The sequence below is a fragment of the Gulosibacter macacae genome (assembly GCF_003865375.1).
In the GTDB taxonomy this organism is placed as follows: domain Bacteria; phylum Actinomycetota; class Actinomycetes; order Actinomycetales; family Microbacteriaceae; genus Gulosibacter; species Gulosibacter macacae.
Map to the genome: position 1 here is coordinate 120,885 of NZ_RQVS01000001.1, position 16,804 is coordinate 137,688.

Sequence of the window (16,804 nt, forward strand, 5' to 3'; positions counted from 1 at the left end):
AGAGCCTAGTTGTTATTCGTGGCCTTCTCGATCGCCTGCTCGAGGTCGGCGATGAGGTCATCAATGTGCTCAATACCGATCGACAGGCGCACGAGGCCCGGCGTGATGCCCGACTCGAGCTGCTGCTCGGGGGTGAGCTGGGCGTGCGTGGTCGATGCCGGGTGCGTGGCGATCGAACGCACATCGCCGATATTGACGACGTGCTTGAACAGCTGTACTGACTCGACGACCTTGCGGCCAGCATCCCGGCCACCGCGCAGCTCGAACGAGAAGAGCGCACCGGCGCCGTTCGGCGCGTAGGTGCGGGCGAGTTCGTGCCACTCGTTGTCGGGGAGCCCTGCGTAGTTCACGCTCACGACCTCGGGATGCTGGTTGAGCCACTGCGCCACCGCCTGGGCGTTCTGCACGTGACGCTCCATACGCAGGCTCAGGGTCTCAATGCCCTGGATGATCTGCCATGCCGAGGCCGGGGCGAGCGAGGCACCGGTGTCGCGCAGCAGCTGCACGCGGGCCTTGAGGATGTAGGCAATGCCGTCGCCGAGCGCGCCGGTGTAGCTCAGGCCGTTGTACGAGTCGTCGGGCTCGGTGAGACCCGGGAAGCGGTCGGTGTGCTCGCTCCACGGGAACTTGCCGCCGTCGACGATGAGCCCGCCGAGTACTGCGCCGTGGCCGCCAAGGTACTTGGTGGCCGAGTGCACGATGATGTCAGCGCCGTGCTCGAATGGCCGGATGAGGTAGGGGGTCGCGACGGTGTTGTCGACGATGAGGGGCACCCCAGCCTCGTGCGCCGTGTCGGCGACGGTGCGGATGTCGAGGAAGTTGACTGCCGGGTTACCAATGGTCTCGGCGTAGAACGCCTTGGTGTTCGGCTGCACGGCGCGACGCCACTCTTCGGGGTCGTTTTGGTCGATGACGAACGTGACATCGATGCCGAGCTTCTTCAGCGTGTACTTGAAGAGGTTGTAGGTGCCGCCGTAAATGGTGGTCGACGAGACGATGTGGTCGCCAGCCTGGGCAATGTTGAGGATCGCGTAGAGCTCAGCGGCCTGACCCGACGAGACCGCGAGCGCGGCGGTGCCGCCCTCAAGCGCGGCGACGCGCTGTTCGAGCACATCGGTGGTCGGGTTCATGATGCGGGTGTAGATATTGCCCGACTCGGCCAGGGCGAAGAGGTTGGCGGCGTGGTCGGCGTCGTTGAACGCGTAGGCCGTGGTCTGGTAGATCGGCGTGACGACCGCATTGGTCGACGGGTCGGTCTGGGCACCTGCGTGCACCTGGAGGGTTTCAAATCGCTGCGTCATTGCGGGTCGCCTCGTTCTCTTTACGGCGGGTGGTCTGGTGGCTTGTGAAAAGCGTCACACCATCATGGGGGATAGAGCGAACCGAATGTGAACCGGTGTCATATGGCGACGCATCCGTAGAATCGCCGCATGACCGTTCTGCTTGCTGGAGGCGGCGAGACCGAGGCACTGCGCCCGCTCGTCAATCGTTTTCTCGACCGCGTCGTTGCCCGAGCCGCAGGCCACCGGCCGAGAGTCGCGCTGATTGTCGCGGCCACGACGCCGAAGCCGGTCGTCATTGAAATGGAGCGGCTGTTGGGTGGCCGTGCCGAGATCGTGGCGCTGCTCGCCGAGCTGGATGCTTCCGACACCGGCACGGTGGTGAGCGGCTTTGACGGCGGTGAACTCCTCAACGCCGACGGTGTGCTCATCACCGATGGCCACGTGACCGGGCTACTTGCGGCACTCGAGCATCGGGCGGGCGATGTGCGTCGTCTCGTGCACGACGGGGTGCCATTTTTCGGCATTGGTGCCGGCGCTGCGATTGCCGCCGACCGCGCGCTCGCGGGCGGTCACGAAATCGGTGGCGTGGCAGTTGCGCCGGTGCTCACCACCGAACCGGATGCAGAGGTCACCTTCGAGCCCGGGCTCGGACTCGTCGACCTCGCGATCGTGCCGCATGCCGCTTCGCATGGCCGCATTGGACTCGCGGTCGCAGCGATTGAGGCGGGTCTCATTGACCGCGCGCTCGCGATCGACACCGACACGGCCATCGAAGTGGGGGAGCAGGGGCTCGATCTCATCGGTGCGGGCTCGGTGTGGCAACTCACCGGCACCGATTCGGGTGTGGTCGTGTCGACCATTCGGCACACGGCATGAGCTCGCTGCCCGAGCTCGTGGCCACGGGCTCACTGGATGCGGGCTGGGCTGAGGCACTCGCGCCTGTCGCCGGAGACATTGCGCAACTGGGTGATTTCTTGCGGGCCGAGAACGCGGCCGGGCGCGGCTATTTGCCCGCCGGGCAGCAGGTGCTGCGAGCGTTCGCGCAACCAATCGATGCGGTGCGGGTGGTGATCGTTGGGCAGGATCCGTATCCGACCCCGGGGCATCCGATCGGACTGTCGTTTGCGGTGGATCGCGCCGTGCGTCCACTCCCTCGATCGCTAAGCAATATCTATCGAGAGCTCGCCGATGATCTCGGCATTCCACCCGCCGAACATGGCGATCTTACCCGGTGGAGTGAGCAGGGCGTGCTCTTGCTCAACCGGGTGCTCACGGTGCAACCGGGCACACCCGCCTCCCATCGCGGGCGCGGCTGGGAGGCCGTGACCGAGTGCGCGCTGCGGGCGCTTGGCGCCCGCGGCGGACCGCTCGTGGCGATCCTCTGGGGCAATGATGCGCGTCGGGCACGCGCCTTCTTGGAGCGGGTGCCGGCGATTGAGTCGGCGCATCCCTCGCCGCTGTCGGCTTCGCGCGGGTTCTTCGGCTCCCGGCCGTTCTCGCGTGCGAATGCCGAACTCGAGGCCCAAGGCGCCGCCCCCATCGATTGGCGGGTGTGAGCGCCGTGGTCTCGATCCGCTTCGCTACTTGACCACCCAGAATGTTGGTTGGTCGAGTAGCGAAGTGGATCGACCGCCCAGAATGCTGGCTGGTCGAGTGCCGGAGCGTAGCGGAGGCGATCGAGACCACGGCCTCATACATCACGGCGCCCGATAGGCTCGCGGCATGACCGAGCTGCATGACCTCTCCGCCACCGAACAGCGTCGCTTGCTCGAAATCGGTGAGCTCACCGCATCCGAACTCACCGAGCATTACCTTGCCCGCATCGAGGCGCTCAACCCGAAATTGCGCGCGTTCATCACCGTCACCGCCGACGCCGCTCGCGAACGTGCCGCCAACCTTGACGCGACCCGCGCTGACGGCGCCTGGGCGCACAAGCGCCGCCACGAGCATCCGCTCTGGAGCCTGCCGTTCGGCGATAAAGACCTCATCGATCGCGCTGGTGTGCCTTCAAGCTACGGCTCGCGCGCGATGGCTGGGTTCGTGCCCGAGGTCTCGGCACCGCTCGTCGACACGATGGATGCGGCTGGCGGCATTTCACTCGGCAAGACGAACACGCCCGAATTTGGGTTCCCGAGTTACACCGAAAACCTGCTCGACGGCGGTGTTGCCCGCAATCCCTGGGACACCGACTTCGGCCCCGGCGGTTCGAGTGGCGGCGCGGCAGTCGCCGTCGCGGCGCGCATGCTGCCGTTCGCTCCCGGCAGCGACGGCGGCGGCTCCATCCGCATCCCGGCGGCAGCCTGTGGGCTCGTGGGACTCAAGCCCTCGCGCGGCCGAGTTCCGGATGCGAGCGGGGTCGACTCGCTCGGCGGGCTCGTCGTTGCCGGGCCCATTGCTCGCTCCATTGAGGATGCGGCGCTCCTCCTCGATGGCATGATTGCGCGCGGCTACGGCGGGAAGCCCCGCGACCGCTTCGCGCTCACCGCGCCGAATGAGCAAGCTTCCTTCGTCGACGCACTCGTCGACCCGGTGCGTCCCTTGCGCATCGGCTGGAACACCTGGTCGCCGTGGGCGAGTCATTACGAGATCGCGCTCGACGCTGAAGCCGACGCCGTGCTCCACGACACGCTGCGTCTCGCCGAGAAACTCGGCCACCGCATCCAGCCGCTTGAGCCGACGCCGTTTCCCGACTACTTCGATGCCTTCCGCATGATCTGGCAGGGTGGCGCGGCTTCGCTACCGCTTGGCGACGAGGCCCTCGGCGCAGTTGAGCCGCTCACGCGCTGGCTGGTCGGAGAGGGGCGCAAGCGCGGAGCGGGAGAACTCGCGGCCGCGCTCGCGACGCTCTCGCGCTTCGAACAGCAGATCATTGCCGACTACGCCGAAGTCGACCTCGTGCTCACTCCGGCGCTGGCACTGCCGCCCCGACCGCTCGGCTGGTACGACGCGAGCGACGGCGAGCGCAACTTCGAACAGCAGTGCCAGTACACGCCGTACACGAGCTACGTGAATGTTGCCGGGCTCCCGGCGATCACCCTGCCGGTCGCCGCGCATCCGCTGCCCTACGGTGTGCAGGCGATTGGCCGCCGCGGTGACGAAGTGACGCTCCTGCGCTTTGGTCGTCAGCTGGAACGTGAACTCGGTTGGGATGGGCGAGTGCCGCCGGTATTGCGCACATAGCCGCCGTCTTCGAGCCCGGCCTCAATTTCGAAGCGATTGGTGAGCGGATTGTTGCCGGCGATGCCATAGAGGATGGGGAAAAGCATCCCGTAGCGCCGCCACTGGTCGACGTGCACAAGTTCGTGCTTGAGCACGCGCGGATGCACGTTTTGGTTCGTGATGTAGACGCGGCCGACGCAAACTCCGCCGCGGCGGAACGCCCATTTCGGCAGGCCGGTGCAGATGATGAGTTCGCCGTGGCGCTTGATGCGGCCGACCGACAGTGGGACTCCCCAGAGGAGTCCCACTGCGGTTGCGAACCCAAAGCCAACTCGCGAAATTGGCGAGTCAAGCATCAGCGTGCGCGCGGCCCGCGCCAGCGAGCCCGGTCGGCGTGCCACTACTGGGTGATGGCCTGCTGGCCGCCCGACTTAAGTGCGGCAAGGCGAGCCTCAACTTCGGTCATCTGACCGAGGTCTTCAAGCTGCTCGAACTGACGGTCGAGGCTCGAGGCCTGCAGTTCCTGCTGGCCGCGCACCTTCGCCTCCTCGCGACGTACCTTCTCTTCGAAGCGGCCGAGGTCGGCAGTCGGGTCGAGCACGTTGATCTGGGCGAGCGCCTCGTTGACCTTGGTCTGCGCCTCAGCCGACTTCGCGCGAGCGGCGAGCTCGTCACGCTTCGACGAGAGCTGGTCAAGCTTGGCGCGCATACCGTCGAGACCGTTCTTGAGCTGGTCGACAACCTTCGTCTGCGCCTCGATCTGCGGTGCGACGCGCTTGACGTTCGCCTCTTCGTCGAGCTGACGCGAAAGCGCAACCTTGGCGAGGTTGTCGAATTTGTCGGCCGATGCGGTGTCGCCATTCGTACGGAAGTCATCGGCGCGCTGTGAGGCGGCAAGCGCCTTCTGGCCCCACTCGCGAGCGTCCTGCTCGTCCTGACGAGCGTCGTCCTCCATCATGCGCAAGTTGCCGATGGTTTGCGCGATGGCGGCCTCGGCCTCGTTGATGTTGGCCGAGTAGTCACGGATGAGCTGGTCGATCATGAGTGCCGGGTCTTCGGCCTGGTCGATGAGCGCGTTGATGTTGGCGCGCACGAGCTGGGTAATGCGGCCAAAGATGGACTGCTTCTGTGCCATGGTCGGTGGTCCTTCCGAGTGGGTTGGTGCCGGGTTGCTGCTTGGTCAGGATGGTCGTTTGGACTGAATGAAGTCTGTGGTTGGGGGTGCGGCTTGGGTGATCTCGGTACCGCCTGCGGCCTACTCGATCAACCAAACCTGGCCGCTCAGCGGCGGCGACCACCGCCGGAAGCACGGAAGCCACCGCCACCGGAAGATCGGAATCCGCCGCCGCCGAAGCTACCGCCGAATCCGCTACGCGAGCCGCCGCCGCGACGCTGACCGCCGCCCGACGACGAGAAGCCGCCGCCGCCGCCGAAAATGCTGCCGCCACCGCCGAGGCCGCCCCAATTGTTCGTCTGGCGGCGCGAACCGCCACCGTCACTGAGAATGCCACCGATGATGCCGCCGAGAATCGCATTCGTGAGTGAATCGCCGCTTGATTGGGTGCGGTAGCCGGAGCGGTAGTCGCCGTAGTTGCGGTCGTAGCCACTGCCGCCGAACTGCTGCTGTGATGAGTAAACCTGGCTCAATTCGCGTTCGGCAGAATCGAGCGCGAGCTTCGCGAGCCGCGTGGCTTCGTCGGCCGCCGTGAGCGCGGCGAACAGATCGGTCGACGAGAGTGTCTCGGCGCGCGTGAGCTCCTGCGTTGCCTGATCGAGCCGAGTGCGGGGGAGCGAACTCAGCGCTCCGCGTCGGGTCTGAATGAACGTGGATGCGGCAGCCACCTCCGCCTGTGCCGTGCCGAGGGCCTGGGGCAGGCGCTGCGTCGCGTGGTCGAACTGTTCCTTCGCCGTGAGCGAGCCCTGCAGGGCGGTGGCGAGCTGCGTGCCGATGGCCTGCATCCGATCGAGCGTCGCAAACGGATCGCGGTGCACGCCTCCCTCGGCCTCGACCGAGGCGAGCACTCGCTCGGCCTCGGCGATGATCGCCGGCGATTGCGGATCGATCGTGTACTTGCCACTCGCCTCGCGGCTCAACGATTGCAGCGTGCCGAGGTCGCGGCGAAGCGCGGCCGCATGTGCCGAAATTGTGCCAGCGGCATTGTCGATGGCCTCGGCAGCCGTGTCGAGCCGAGTCGAGAGCGTGTCGAATTGCGCGAGCGCATTCTCTGCATCCGAAATATCAACCGTCGCCGCACCCGCGTTGCCGACTTCGAGCCCACGACGGGCGTTCTCGGCCTCGTCTTGCGCGAGCGCGAGCATGTCACGCGATTGCGCGAGATCTTGGTCGATCTTGGCAAACGCGGTGGTTTCGAAGCGCGAGCGGGAGGAATCCGCCCAGCGCTCGCGCTCGGCGAGCCGGGTGGCTGCCGTCGAGATCGCCGTCTGCGCTGCGGTGAGGAGCTGCGGTGCGTGTTCTTGCCGGGCACGCAATTGCTGGAACTTCGCAACCTCGGCGCTGAGTTCTTGCTGGGCGACCTCGGTGTGCTGTTCGATGCCCTCGAGCCATGAACTCTGTTGCTCCGGCGTGTCGGGAATCGCGTCAAGGAGTTGCGCTTGCAATGCGAATGCCTCGTGACTGCGCTGCTTCGCGCTCTTGAGCGCGGCGCGCAACGAGTCGGTTGCTTCGCTGCCGAACTGCGCCTCGGCAAAGCCGAGTTCTTCTTCGGATGAGCGGATGAGGTTGTCGGTGCGCACGAGTTGCTGCGAGGCACTCTGCAGGCGCGACTCGAGTGCCTGCGCGGCCTCGGCTTCGGCAAGCTGCTTTTGCTTCGACGCCTTGCGCCGGCGGGACAGGAAGATGCCGCCGAGGAGGCCCGCGACGGCGAGCGCACCAACGCCGAGCGCGATCGTGCCGACGCCGGAGGCGTTGTCAGCGCTTGCGGGGCCAGGCTCACCACCGCCGGTTCCGCCACCGTTCGTACTCCCAAGTGACTGCCGCAGGCCGTCAGCCACCGAAATTGCGGCCGCCGAAATATCACTGCGGTTGAGATCGGTGAGCACCTGGTTTTCGATATCGCGCACATCACCATCGCTGAGCGGAAGCGCTGAAGAAGTGTTCAACCCGTATTCGCCCGAGCCGAGGCCGACGTAGAAAACCACATCGCGGTCGCCAAGACCCGAGCGTTCGGCAACTTCAGTCGCCCAGTCGAAGCCATCGGAGGGGCTTTCGAACCGTTGCACGACCACCACATAGAGCGAGACACCGGTGTCATCGCGCAAGACCTTCGCGGCCTGTTCGATATCGGCAACGCGATCCACGGTGCCAGTCGTGTCGGTCACCGTCGTCGTCACTCGCATCGGCGTCTCTGCCGAGGCTGGCGCGGCGGGCGCGACAACTCCCGCCGCGATGAGCACCGCGGCGACCAACGCGAGCATGATTGAGCGCAACCGGGCCATGTGCATCCCCTCCTCATTGGGAAGTCTCGTAGCGCCAATTTAGGGGAGAAGATTCGCGTGCGGTCTGTGAACAGTTCGCACCGGCGAAACCTCGGTCGCTAGTCTTGTGGGCGGAATTTGTCCGTCACCGTCCAACTGGAGGCTCATATGCGAAGCGACGACGTACTCAAGGAACAGTTCCGTCAAACGAAGTACTCGATCGGCTACGACCAACAAGAAGTCGATTCATTCCTCGACCGAGTTGTCGACACACTGCGCAGCTACGAGGCTGGCGACAACCCCGAGAACCTGCTTACGGCCAAGAATGTGCAGACTGTGCAGTTCGCCTCGACCCGATACCGCGAGGGATACGACCCGCAAGAAGTCGACCACCTGCTTGACCGGCTCACGGTCGCCTTCGAGGCGTTGGAGCGCGACAACTAAGTCTGTGGTAGAACTTCGGCCATGACTCTGCTACACCTGTTGGTGATTGAGGCCACTCAACACCGCCCAGATTCCGTATTCACGGGACTGCTCGAACCGCTTACCGTTCAGGTACTGGATGTGGCAGCTGACAATGGTTGGAAACCCGAGCGCCTCGCCATTGGCGATGTGACGCCCGAAGAAATCTCGGCGGCGTACGACCGCGCTGATGCCATCGTGGTGATGGGCGGCGACGATGTTGATCCGCAGTTTTATGGGGCTTCCAGCGACTATGAAGGGGCTGGCCACTTCGTCACCCTGGCTGATGAGCGCACCCTCGCAATGATTCGGAAATCGGCGACCGAGCGCATCCCGCTGCTCGGTATTTGCCGCGGTGAGCAGTTGCTCAATGTGGCCCACGGCGGCACGCTCGTGCAGCACCTCGAACTTGCCGACGACCACCGATACGCGCCCGAGCTTGATCGGGATGCGGAGTTCATCAAGCATCCCGTCACTATTGAGCCGGGGTCAGAGCTTTTCCAGCTCTTCGGGCCAGAGCTCACTGCCGTGGAGTCATCGCATCACCAGGCGGTTGACCGGCTTGCGCCCGGGATGCGGGCGAGCGCATTCGCTCCTGACGGCACCATCGAAGCCATCGAGCACACCAGCGTGCCGCAGTTTGCTGTGCAATGGCATCCAGAGGCAGAATCTTCGCTTCCCGACCAATTGCCGACGCTGCTTGGCGCACTCCGTGCCGCAGTGACGACAGTGGCCGTCCCCACCACCATGAATTGATTGGAGCCCATCATGGGTCACTATCTGCTTGCCATTCACCACACCGATGAGGCTCCGATGGGGGAGGGCGCGACGATGGATGACATCATCGCCGATGTCTCGGCCTTCAATCAGGATCTTCAAGAGCAAGAGGCCTGGGTGTATGCCGGTGGCCTGCAGCCGGCCGCGAACTCGGTGATCGTCGACGGTCGCAATGACTCGACGGCGCAGGAGCCGGGTACGGTTGTGCCCGGCGAATTGCAGCTCGGCGGCATGTGGATCATTGACGCGCCGGATGACGCGGCCGCGGCGGCATGGGCCCTGCGCGCGTCGGCGGCGTGCCGCTTCCCGGTCGAGGTGCGCGCCTTCCACAGCGAGTAATTCGTTTTGTGGCTGAGGGGCTCGCCAGCGCGGCGAGCCCCTCAGCGTTTCCGCGTGCTGAGGTTCTCGAAGCAGGAAACATTGCCACGAGACGCGCAGGCGCCGCGGCTACGGTCGGGCCCATGAGCATCCTCGACAAGGCAACTACCCTCAAGGCCCTCCACGAGTCCGACACGATTCTCCGCATGGTGAACGTGTGGGATGCCATCTCGACCAAGACCGTCGCCGACCTGCCCGAAACCAAGGCAATCGCGACCGCCGGGCACTCGATTGCAGCGTCCCATGGCTACGCCGATGGGCAGATTCCGCTTGAAGTGGCGCTCGGTGCGATCCAGCGTATTGTCGCGGCCACTGACCTGCCGGTGACGGCCGACCTCGACGCCGGCTTCGGCGATCCAGGCAACACGGTGCGTCGGGCGATCGACCTCGGGGTGGTGGGCGCCAACGTTGAAGACCGATTGGTCGGCCTCGACGAGGCGGTCGCGAATGTGCGCGCGATCGTCAAGGCTGGCGAGGATGCGGGCATCCCGTTCCAGCTCAACGCCCGCACTGACGCCATCGTTCGCGGCGGAGACAAGCCGATGGACGAGAAGCTGGCCGATGCGATTGAGCGTGGCCGAGCGTACCTCGGTGAGGGTGCCGCACTCGTGTTCGTGCCGGGTGTGCTCGACCGTGAGGCCACCGAACAGCTCGTGGATGCGTTTGGTCGTGGCAAGCTCAGCGTGATCGGCCTGCCCGGGGCGCTTTCGGCGGCCGAATACGAGTCGCTCGGCGTTGCGCGCATCACCTACGGCCCGACGACTCAGCGCGTGGCCTTGCGGGCGCTCCAAGAACTCGCGACTGACCTCTACGCCGATGGCGTCATCCCACTCGACACGCCCGCGTTGAACTAGGCTCGCCCTCGCGGAAGGGTCTCGATACGCGCTCCGCGCTACTCGACCACCCAAAGAAGCTCGACCACCCAAAGAAGCTGGAGGGTCGAGTCGCGAAGGGTCTCGAGATCCCACGTCCACCCCGAGGAAGTCCATGACCAACCCCTTCACTGGCCTCTCAGCCTTCCCGCTCACACCGCTGCGCGATGACCGGGTCGATGAGCGCGCGTTTATCGGGCTCCTCGACCGGCTCGTGGGTGCCGGCGTTGATTCGATTACTGCGCTCGGGTCGACCGGATCGTATGCATATCTCGATCCCGATGAGCGGGCCCGCGTCGCGCACCTCGCGGCCGAACATGCCGGGGCGACCCCAGTATTTGTTGGCGTTGGAGACCTGCGAACCTCACGCATCCTCAAGCACATTGATGCTGCACAGGATGCTGGGGCCGCCGGGCTCCTCTTGGCTCCGATGACCTACCAGCCGCTCATGGTCAACGACGTCGTTGAACTCTTCCGCACCGTCATTGAACACACTGAGCTGCCGGTGATCGTCTATGACAACCCCGGCACCACCCACTTCACCTTCACGACCGAGCTCTACGCGCGCATCGCCGAGTTGCCAGGTATCGCCTCGATCAAGATTCCCGGGATTCCAGGGGAGCCGAGCGAGGTTGCCAAGCGGGTGGCGAGCATCCGTGAGGTCATTCCCAAGCACGTGTCGATTGGAATCTCGGGGGATGCGTATGGTGCCGCCGGACTCATTGGCGGCTGCGACGCCTGGTACACCGCCGTTGGCGGCACGATCCCGGGCCCAATGGTCAAGATCACCCGCGCAGTCCAGCAGGGTCGAGCCGCGGATGCGCTCGCTGAGTCGGAACGATTGGCACCGCTCTGGGAACTGTTCGCGGAGTTTGGCGGCAGCCTGCGAGTGACTGCCGCGATCGCGGAGTTCCTCGGACTTGTTGGTGCGCGAAGCCTGCCGCTCCCCATCCAGGGGCTCGATGCCGCGCAACGCGCGAGAGTTGCGGAAGTTGTCGACGAACTTCAGCTGGACGTGCCCTGAGGTTCTCGAAGGGCGGCGAGACGATACGAACCCTCACCTTCGCCGCAGACTACGATCGACGGGTGCAAGCCAAGATCGTTCTCTATTACGTGTTCACGCCACTCGCTGACCCGGATGCGGTTGCCATGTGGCAGCGCGAGGCGTGCGAGCGCGAGGGGTTGCGCGGACGCATCATCGTGTCGCCGCACGGCATTAACGGGACCGTCGGCGGCGAGATCAACGCAGTGAAGCGCTATGTGCGGCGCTTCAAGACCTATGCGCCATTCCGCGACGTCGACATGAAGTGGTCCGATGGTACGGGTCTCGATGACGAGGGCCGCTGCCTTGATTTTCCGAAGCTCAGCGTGAAGGTGCGCGATGAGCTCGTGACGTTTGGTTCCCCGGCCGACGTGCAGGTTGACCAGGACGGGGTCGTTGGCACCGGCACGCACCTCTCGCCGCGCGAACTCCATGCGCTCGTGGGGGAGCGTGGCCACGAGGTCGTGTTCTTTGATGGCCGTAATCAGGTAGAAGCTGCGATCGGGAAGTTCCGTGATGCGATCGTGCCGGACACGAACAACACTCGAGACTTTCTCGCGGAGCTCGACTCTGGCCGTTATGACCATCTCAAGCAGCGGCCGATTGTGACGTACTGCACCGGCGGCATCCGCTGCGAGGTGCTTTCGGCGCTCATGCGCGAACGCGGCTTTGACGAGGTCTATCAAATCGAAGGTGGCATCGTGCGGTACGGCGAGGCCTACGGCAACGATGGGCTTTGGCAGGGATCACTCGCGGTGTTTGACGGGCGCGAGCATGTTGAGTTTGGTGCGCCCGGCACTGCTGCGGTGATTGGTGAGTGCACGGTGTGCGGGGCGGCGACGAACCGCATTCAGAACTGTGTTGACCCGTCGTGTCACGGGCGACTTGTGGCATGCGCTGCGTGCGGTGCAGCGGGGCAGGATGCATTGGCTGAGGGCACCGGGCTCGACGACCCGCGGTTGCGAGTGCTGTGCTGCGCAAAGCACGCTGCGGCGGCATAATGAGCCCTACTTCCGGCGTGCCCGATCACGGCCGGGAGCCAGTTCTACGAGGTTCGGGCATCATCCCCACCGCTCACGACTTCGCCGACCACACAACCGCCGACGTGTTCGGCACGAAAGATGGGACGTACTGATGGCCAGATCGAAACACACCCCTCACCTCGACTCCGACCAGGACGGCCTGTCGCCGGCGACCAGCCACCCGGACTACGTCGCCGTAGCACCTGAGTGGTTCTGGAGCACGGACGACCCGCGTGCGCCGTTCGGCAGCGACGACGGGCACGACACCCTCAGCACCCTGCAAGAGCACTTCATCCAGGGCGGCGGCGACGAACACGTCCCCGGCTGCATCGCGAACCTGATCGTCGACTGGGCACTCGTGCCCGAGCAGCTCTGGGACAGCTCCGCCGAGGAGATCACCGCCTGGCTCGACGCCGACGAGAACCACGCCCGGTTCCTGCACGGCGAGATCGACGTCTACATCGCCGCCGCATGCGGGCAGTTCAAGATCTCTGGGTGGATCCACCCGGCGCTGCGGTTCTGGGCCGAACGCGCCCTGATGCTCCTCGAGCACGTCCTGGCCCCGTGGGAGCAGCAAACCTTCGCTACTGATCCGGACCTCTATCAGGACAAGCTTGCCGCCACCCGCGTGGTCATCCACGCAGCCCCGGAACCACCGAAACGGATGCAGCTGCGCATGTATCGCGGGCAGTGAATCCGACACGATAGCGAACCAACTCCGAGTCTGCGAGTGCTCTGCGGCGCGAAGCATGCGGTGGTGGGCTGATGCGCAGGCTGAGGGGGATCTCGATACGGCCTTCGGCCTACTCGATCAACCATGAAGGCCTTCGGCCTACTCGATCAACCATGAAGGCCTGCGGCCTACTCGATCAACCAAGACGGATGGTGCCCCCGACAGGAGTCGAACCTGCGACCTACGGTACCGGAAACCGGCGCTCTATCCACTGAGCTACGGAGGCGAACAACGAGCAAGCGTAGCAGGTGTGCACGCGCCGTCCGGCCCAGTGTGGAAGAGTGTCCGGGTGCAGCGCGAGATCTCTTCATCCATCATCCTTAACCACCGCGACGGTGAGCGCACCAATTTTGCGTTCCTCGTCGCCGGAGCCGCCGGCCAGACGTATGTGCGCGAGAACCTGCGCCTCACGATCGACGGCCTTGAGGTGCAGCCGCTCGTGTGGGAACAGCCCGATGGCACTCGCTGCCACCGTGTTGAAAGCTCAGGCTCCCGCCTTGAACTCGAATACTCGGCCACCATCGATGGCTTTGCAGCTCCGGTCGAGGTCACCGAAACCGACCGCCTCGTCTACTCGCGCCCTTCGCGCTACGCCGAATCCGACCTCCTCGGCCCAAGCACCCGCGCGCTATTCAAGGGCCTACGTAATTGGGATCTCGTCGACGCGGTCGTCGACTGGACCCACACCCACCTCGCCTACATCCCCGGCTCCTCCGGCTTCACCGACGGCGCCCGCGACACCTACCTCGGCCGCACCGGTGTCTGCCGCGACTACGCCCACCTCGTTATCGCCTTTCTTCGTGCCATGGACATGCCCGCCCGGCTCGTGTCGGTCTACGCCCCGGGCCTTCGTCCCATGGACTTTCACGCCGTGGTCGAGGTGCTCGTTGACGACGCCTGGTATGTCGTCGATGCCACCCACCTCGCGCCGCGCGAACGCATGGTGCGCATCGCCACCGGCCGGGATGCGGCAGACACGGCTTTCCTGACGAACACGCTCGCGGGAGTGCGGCTGTGGAGCCTGCAGGTTCAGGCAACGACCGACACCCCGGTGGATCCGATCGACCACACCGCGCGCGTGCAATTGCAATAGCAGCCAACACGGTTCGAAACGGGATGCGCCGCGGCCTACGATGGATGCCTGATGACTGACGCAACCCTCACCTCGACCCTCGCCGCTGCCACCCGCACCGCACTCGACCGACGCGACGGTGGCGCCGAACTCCAAATCGGCGACGACGACCTCAAGCTCGAGCGACCCCGCAACCGCGACCACGGTGACTGGGCCTCGAACATTGCCATGCGTTTCGCGAAGCGCGTGGGCACCAACCCGCGCGAGCTCGCCAACGAGATCGCTGAGGCGTTGCGCGCAGAGCCCTCGGTCAAGGCCGTCGAGGTGGCCGGCCCCGGCTTCATCAACATCACGCTCGACGAGGCCGCCGCAGGTGCCCTCGCCCTCGAAATCGTCGAGGCAGGCGAAAAGTTCGGCAATGGCGCACAGCTCGCCGGTCGCAATATCAACCTCGAGTTTGTCTCGGCGAACCCGACCGGCCCCATCCACCTCGGTGGTGCCCGCTGGGCCGCTGTCGGCGACTCGCTCGCGCGGGTGCTCCGCGCCGCTGGCGCCGAGGTGACTCGCGAGTACTACTTCAACGACCACGGCGCGCAGATCGACCGCTTCGCGAACTCGCTCCTCGCTGCCCACCTCGGCGAGCCGACGCCCGAAGACGGCTACGGCGGCGACTACATCCACGAGATCGCCGCAGAAGTCGCGGCAGCGCATCCGGAGGCACTTGCTGCCGCCGAGACTCGTGAGGCGCAGCAGGAAGTCTTCCGCAAATACGGCGTCGAGCAGATGTTCGGCGAGATCAAGCAGAAGCTCCACGAGTTCCGTGTGGACTTCGATGTGTTCTTCCACGAAGACTCGGTGCACGAAGACGGCTCAGTTGAACGTGCCGTTGAGCGCCTGCGCGCGCTCGGCAACATCTTCGACGACGAGGGCGCCGTCTGGCTGCGATCGACTGACTTCGGCGATGACAAGGACCGCGTCATCATCCGCTCGAATGGCGAACCGACCTACTTCGCGGGCGATATCGGCTACTACCTCAACAAGCGCGACCGCGGCTTTGACGAGTGCCTTTACATGCTCGGTGCCGACCACCACGGCTACGTCGGCCGCATGATGGCGATGGCCCAGGCGTTTGGCGACACCGCAAACGAGCACATGCAGATTCTTATCGGCCAGATGGTGAACCTCGTGCGCGATGGTCAACCGGTGCGCATGTCGAAGCGTGCGGGCACCATTGTTACCCTCGACGACCTCATGGATGCAGTGGGCGTCGACGCCGCTCGCTACGCGCTCGTGCGCTCGTCGACGAACTCGACGATCGACATTGATCTCGACCTGCTCGTGAGCCGCACCAACGACAATCCCGTCTATTACGTGCAGTACGCCCATGCCCGCACGCGCGCGGTCAACCGCAATGCCTCCGAGCACGGCATTGACGGCGCGAACTTCGACCCGGCGACCCTCACACACGAGACCGAGAATGAATTGCTTGGTCAACTGCGCGAGTTCCCGCGCATCGTAGGCATCGCCGCGCTTGAGCGTGAGCCGCACCGCGTGGCCCGCTACCTCGAGGATCTCGCCGCCGCCTACAACCGCTGGTACGACAATTGCCGCGTCATTCCGCAGGGTGACGATCCGGTCGAAGCTGTGCACTCGAGCCGCTACGTGCTCAATGAGGCTGCGAGCCAGGTGCTCCGTAACGGTCTGACGCTCGTGGGAGTCGACGCGCCGGAACGGATGTGAGATGACTGACGCGAGCCGATCGCCCCGTCGCGGTCGACGCCGCATCGTGGCGCTCGTGATCGTGCTCGCGGTCGTCGCCGCGCTCCTGGTTGCCGCCGAACTTGTAGTGCGGCAAGTCGTGGGCAATGTGGCTGCCACCGAAATTGAACGCGCCCTGCCCTCGGCGGTCTCGGCGGAGGTCACCGCATCCACGACCGGGAGCTGTGTGCTCTGCGAAGTCGTGGTCGGCTCGGTATCGGGCCTCGAAGTGCGCGGCGAACAGGTCACGGTTGGCGACCTCACTGGCACTGTTGACGCACTCGCCGAACAGCTCACGATTCGCGAGCCCATCACCATTGGCGCGCTCAACGGCACCGTGCACCTCGGTGCTGAAGAGCTTGATCGGATGCTCCGCGAGGTCGCCACCAACGCTGGCATTCCTTACACCGGCCTCGAATTCGTTGACGGTGGCATTGCCTACACCGCTGAGATCACCGCGTTCGGTGTGACGACGAGCGCCCGCATCACCGCGAACCTTGAAATTCGCTCGGGTGGTCGCGTGCAGATCGTGGCGACCGAAATGGAACTCGGGGGCGCCGGGCTTAGCTACGACGCAGTGCTCGACCCCTCGCGCTTTTCGCTCGAGTTTTGCGCGGCCGAGTATTTGCCTGAGGTTTTTCAGCTCACGGGTGTCGAGTTGAGCCCGGATGGGGTGAACATCGGCGTGCGCACGACCGGGCCAGTCACGGCTGAAGAAGCGACCTTCGCGGCGCTGGGGAGCTGCAAGTAACCGTTTCGATGCCTGCAGGTAGTTAGGTCTGGTTCAATATCGGCATTGACCAATAAAGGA

Annotated in this window: 17 protein-coding genes and 1 tRNA gene; 13 read left to right on the top strand and 5 right to left on the bottom strand. The window is 65.0% G+C overall.

What is annotated here, in order from left to right:
• Positions 1–5: 5 nt before the first annotated feature.
• A complete protein-coding gene (locus tag EG850_RS00580; RefSeq protein WP_124968802.1) occupies positions 6–1,301 on the bottom strand; it encodes a bifunctional o-acetylhomoserine/o-acetylserine sulfhydrylase in 1,296 nt (431 codons plus the stop codon).
• Positions 1,302–1,430: 129 nt separating this feature from the next.
• On the opposite strand from EG850_RS00580, the gene EG850_RS00585 reads away from it, so the two are divergent.
• The 3 genes from EG850_RS00585 (at position 1,431) to EG850_RS00595 (ending at position 4,463) form a co-directional block, all read left to right on the top strand.
• Positions 1,431–2,159, top strand: coding sequence for a Type 1 glutamine amidotransferase-like domain-containing protein (locus EG850_RS00585; protein ID WP_124968804.1), 729 nt, complete (start codon positions 1,431–1,433; stop codon positions 2,157–2,159).
• The gene (locus EG850_RS00590; protein WP_124968806.1) at positions 2,156–2,839 is read left to right on the top strand and encodes a uracil-DNA glycosylase; all 684 of its coding nucleotides are present in this window, start codon (positions 2,156–2,158) and stop codon (positions 2,837–2,839) included. The genes EG850_RS00585 and EG850_RS00590 overlap by 4 nt, the downstream gene beginning before the upstream one ends.
• Positions 2,840–3,005: 166 nt before the next feature.
• Positions 3,006–4,463 (top strand): amidase, encoded by a 1,458-nt coding sequence (locus EG850_RS00595; RefSeq protein ID WP_124968808.1) that lies wholly within the window; start codon positions 3,006–3,008, stop codon positions 4,461–4,463.
• Here EG850_RS00595 and EG850_RS00600 read toward each other — a convergent pair.
• The 3 genes from EG850_RS00600 to EG850_RS00610 all read right to left on the bottom strand — a co-directional run bounded on the left by EG850_RS00600 (position 4,406) and on the right by EG850_RS00610 (position 7,898).
• Entirely contained in the window at positions 4,406–4,798 is a 393-nt protein-coding gene (locus tag EG850_RS00600; RefSeq protein ID WP_124969160.1) for a Fe-S oxidoreductase, read from the bottom strand. The genes EG850_RS00595 and EG850_RS00600 overlap by 58 nt on opposite strands.
• A gap of 44 nt (positions 4,799–4,842) precedes the next feature.
• Complete coding sequence (locus tag EG850_RS00605; protein WP_124968810.1) at positions 4,843–5,577, bottom strand: PspA/IM30 family protein; 735 nt, start codon at positions 5,575–5,577, stop codon at positions 4,843–4,845.
• 146 nt (positions 5,578–5,723) lie between these two features.
• Positions 5,724–7,898, bottom strand: coding sequence for a TPM domain-containing protein (locus EG850_RS00610; protein ID WP_185714876.1), 2,175 nt, complete (start codon positions 7,896–7,898; stop codon positions 5,724–5,726).
• 147 nt (positions 7,899–8,045) lie between these two features.
• Here EG850_RS00610 and EG850_RS00615 point away from each other — a divergent pair, with 147 nt between their 5' ends.
• The 7 genes from EG850_RS00615 to EG850_RS00645 all read left to right on the top strand — a co-directional run bounded on the left by EG850_RS00615 (position 8,046) and on the right by EG850_RS00645 (position 13,124).
• Positions 8,046–8,321 carry a DivIVA domain-containing protein gene (locus EG850_RS00615; protein WP_124969162.1) on the top strand — a complete coding sequence of 92 codons (276 nt, stop codon included), beginning with the start codon at positions 8,046–8,048 and terminating at the stop codon, positions 8,319–8,321.
• Positions 8,322–8,342: 21 nt separating this feature from the next.
• A complete protein-coding gene (locus EG850_RS00620; RefSeq protein WP_124968814.1) occupies positions 8,343–9,095 on the top strand; it encodes a gamma-glutamyl-gamma-aminobutyrate hydrolase family protein in 753 nt (250 codons plus the stop codon).
• A gap of 12 nt (positions 9,096–9,107) precedes the next feature.
• A complete protein-coding gene (locus EG850_RS00625) occupies positions 9,108–9,455 on the top strand; it encodes a YciI family protein (protein WP_124968816.1) in 348 nt (115 codons plus the stop codon).
• Between the two features lie 122 nt (positions 9,456–9,577).
• The gene (locus EG850_RS00630) at positions 9,578–10,348 is read left to right on the top strand and encodes an isocitrate lyase/PEP mutase family protein (RefSeq protein WP_124968818.1); all 771 of its coding nucleotides are present in this window, start codon (positions 9,578–9,580) and stop codon (positions 10,346–10,348) included.
• 133 nt (positions 10,349–10,481) lie between these two features.
• Positions 10,482–11,390 carry a dihydrodipicolinate synthase family protein gene (locus EG850_RS00635; protein WP_124968820.1) on the top strand — a complete coding sequence of 303 codons (909 nt, stop codon included), beginning with the start codon at positions 10,482–10,484 and terminating at the stop codon, positions 11,388–11,390.
• 62 nt (positions 11,391–11,452) lie between these two features.
• A complete protein-coding gene (gene trhO, locus EG850_RS00640; protein WP_124968822.1) occupies positions 11,453–12,409 on the top strand; it encodes an oxygen-dependent tRNA uridine(34) hydroxylase TrhO in 957 nt (318 codons plus the stop codon).
• 133 nt (positions 12,410–12,542) lie between these two features.
• Positions 12,543–13,124 (top strand): hypothetical protein, encoded by a 582-nt coding sequence (locus EG850_RS00645; RefSeq protein ID WP_124968824.1) that lies wholly within the window; start codon positions 12,543–12,545, stop codon positions 13,122–13,124.
• A gap of 189 nt (positions 13,125–13,313) precedes the next feature.
• Here EG850_RS00645 and EG850_RS00650 read toward each other — a convergent pair.
• Positions 13,314–13,389, bottom strand: a tRNA-Arg gene (locus EG850_RS00650).
• A 63-nt stretch (positions 13,390–13,452) separates the two neighbouring features.
• Here EG850_RS00650 and EG850_RS00655 point away from each other — a divergent pair.
• From EG850_RS00655 to EG850_RS00665, 3 genes are read left to right on the top strand one after another with little or no spacing between them, the layout of a single operon-like run.
• Positions 13,453–14,256: a transglutaminase-like domain-containing protein gene (locus EG850_RS00655; protein WP_185714877.1), complete on the top strand. Its 804-nt coding sequence runs from the start codon at positions 13,453–13,455 to the stop codon at positions 14,254–14,256.
• A 51-nt stretch (positions 14,257–14,307) separates the two neighbouring features.
• On the top strand, positions 14,308–15,975 hold the full coding sequence (argS, locus tag EG850_RS00660; protein WP_124968828.1) for an arginine--tRNA ligase: 1,668 nt from the start codon (positions 14,308–14,310) through the stop codon (positions 15,973–15,975).
• 1 nt (position 15,976) lies between these two features.
• The gene (locus EG850_RS00665) at positions 15,977–16,744 is read left to right on the top strand and encodes an LmeA family phospholipid-binding protein (RefSeq protein WP_124968830.1); all 768 of its coding nucleotides are present in this window, start codon (positions 15,977–15,979) and stop codon (positions 16,742–16,744) included.
• Positions 16,745–16,804: the final 60 nt, after the last annotated feature.